This is a genomic window from Arenimonas sp. (assembly GCF_036275555.1).
GTDB lineage: Bacteria > Pseudomonadota > Gammaproteobacteria > Xanthomonadales > Xanthomonadaceae > Arenimonas.
This window is the reverse complement of the sequence record NZ_DASUDO010000041.1, coordinates 1-2,274: the sequence shown is the minus strand read 5'-3', so window position 1 is coordinate 2,274 and position 2,274 is coordinate 1. Positions and strand designations below refer to the sequence as shown.

Sequence of the window (2,274 nt, the reverse complement as noted above, 5' to 3'; positions counted from 1 at the left end):
CAAGCATCTGCTGCCCAACTACAGCGTGTTCGACGAGAAGCGCTACTTCCGGTCCGGCAGCCGGCCGGCGGTGTTCGAACTGGCCGGTGTGCAGGTGGGCCTGACCGTGTGCGAGGACATCTGGGGTCCGGCGCCGATGGCGCAGTCGGTGCGGGCCGGGGCGCAGCTGATCGTCAACATCAACGCCTCACCGTTTCACGTCGACAAGCAGGCCGAGCGCGAGGCCGTCATCCGCGAGCGGGTGTCCGCCAGTCCGGTGCCGGTGGTGTACGTGAACATGGTCGGCGGCCAGGACGAGCTGGTCTTCGACGGCGGCTCGCTGGTCATGGACGCCCAGGGGCGCATCAGCCAGCGCGCACCGGCCTTCGAGGAAGGCATGTACCTGGCGCGTTTTCGCCAGGGCCGCAGCGGTCTTGAGCCGATCCCGGGCGAGGTGGCGCAGATCGATTCTGTCGCCAGCGTTTATCAGGCGCTGGTCACCGGCGTGCGCGACTACATCGGCAAGAACCGCTTTGCGGGCGCCATCGTCGGTTTGTCCGGCGGTGTCGACTCGGCGCTCACCGTTGCCGTGGCGGCCGACGCGCTGGGCGCCGAGCGCGTCCACGCCGTGATGATGCCATCGCCTTACACGGCCGACATGAGCCTGGAAGACGCCCGCGCCGAGGCCGAGGCGCTGGGCGTGCGCTACAGCGTCATTCCCATCGCGGACATGGCCGCCAGCATCGAGAAGGCGCTGGCCGAAGAGTTCGCCGGCAAACCGCGCGACACCACCGAGGAGAACATCCAGGCGCGCGTGCGCGGCGTGCTGCTGATGGCGCTGTCGAACAAGACCGGCAAGCTGGTGTTGACCACCGGCAACAAGACCGAGATGGCGGTCGGTTACGCCACGCTGTACGGCGACATGGCCGGCGGCTTTGCGGTGATCAAGGACGTGCCCAAACTGCTGGTCTACACGCTGTCCCGCTACCGCAACGGCCTGTCGCAGGTCATCCCCGAACGGGTGCTCACGCGCGCGCCGAGCGCCGAGCTGCGTCCCGACCAGACCGATCAGGACAGCCTGCCGCCGTACGAGGTGCTGGACGCGATCCTGGAACTGTACGTGGAGCAGGACCGCTCGGCCGAGGACATTGCGCGCGCCACCGGCGCGAGTCTGAAAACCATCCGCGAAGTGATCGGCATGGTCACCCGCAACGAGTACAAGCGCCGCCAGGCGGCCCCCGGCGTGCGGATCAGCCAGCGCGCCTTCGGCCGCGATCGCCGTTACCCGATCACCTCCGGCTTCAAGGAACCGCGCGGCGACTGACGCCAGGCGGACCGGGCGACGGGCGCCCAAACTACCAAGCCCGGGCGGCTTCTGGTATAAAAGCCGGCCATTTCCAGCCGGCGGTCTTGCCGGAACGGTCTTTTGGAGAGTTCCATGTCCAGGGTTTGCGAGGTCACCGGCCGGGGGCCGATGTCCGGTAACAACGTCTCCCACGCCAACAACCGTACGCGTCGGCGCTTTCTGCCCAATCTGCAGAGCCACCGTTTCTGGGTGGCGGCCGAGAAGCGTTACGTCACGCTGCGTCTGTCCTGCCGGGCCATGCGCACCATCGACAAGAAAGGCATCGAGGCTGTGCTGGCCGAGATGCGCAGCCGCGGCCTGAAGCCCTAAACCGAGACCAGAACCATGCGCGAGAAGATCAAGCTGGTGTCCACCGCCGGAACCGGGCACTTCTACACGACCATGAAAAACAAGCGCAACACGCCGGACAAGATCGAGCTGCGCAAGTTCGATCCGAAGGCGCGCGCCTACGTGGCGTACAAGGAAGCCAAGATCAAGTGATCCGGCGCGGCCGGACGCGCCGCGCAGTGACCGTTCAGCCATGACGGCCGAAGTCCTCGTCGAGATCGACGGCGTCAGCCGCAGCTTTGGCAATCGCCAGGTGCTGCGCGATGTCAGCTTCAGCGTGGTCAAGGGCGAGGTGTTGGGCTTTCTGGGCCCCAACGGCGCCGGCAAGACCACCACCATGCGCATCCTGACCGGCACCCTGGCGCCAAGCGTCGGGCGCGTGCTGGTCGGTGGCATCGACATGCTGCAGCAGCCGGTGCGCGCCAAGGCGCAGCTGGGATACCTGCCCGAAACCCCGCCCCTGAACCGTGACCTGACGGTCGACGAATACCTCGATTTCTGCGCCCGCCTGCGCCGCGTGCCGGGACGGCAGGTGCGCGCAGCGCGCGAACAGGCCAAGGCCCGCTGCGGCCTGCAGGATGTCGGCCGGCGCCTGATCGGCA

General features: G+C 67.4%; 4 protein-coding genes. All 4 read left to right on the top strand.

Annotated features, from left to right (window positions below; all coding sequences use genetic code 11):
- The coding region (locus tag VFV21_RS11170) for an NAD+ synthase (protein ID WP_329669503.1) at window positions 1–1,303 on the top strand (1,303 nt) is incomplete at its 5' end.
- 114 nt (window positions 1,304–1,417) lie between these two features.
- The gene (rpmB, locus tag VFV21_RS11165; protein ID WP_068804821.1) at window positions 1,418–1,654 is read left to right on the top strand and encodes a 50S ribosomal protein L28; all 237 of its coding nucleotides are present in this window, start codon (window positions 1,418–1,420) and stop codon (window positions 1,652–1,654) included.
- Between the two features lie 15 nt (window positions 1,655–1,669).
- Window positions 1,670–1,825 carry a 50S ribosomal protein L33 gene (rpmG, locus tag VFV21_RS11160; RefSeq protein ID WP_068804818.1) on the top strand — a complete coding sequence of 52 codons (156 nt, stop codon included), beginning with the start codon at window positions 1,670–1,672 and terminating at the stop codon, window positions 1,823–1,825.
- 40 nt (window positions 1,826–1,865) lie between these two features.
- A partial coding sequence (locus tag VFV21_RS11155) for an ABC transporter ATP-binding protein (RefSeq protein WP_329669502.1) occupies window positions 1,866–2,274 on the top strand: 409 nt, incomplete at its 3' end.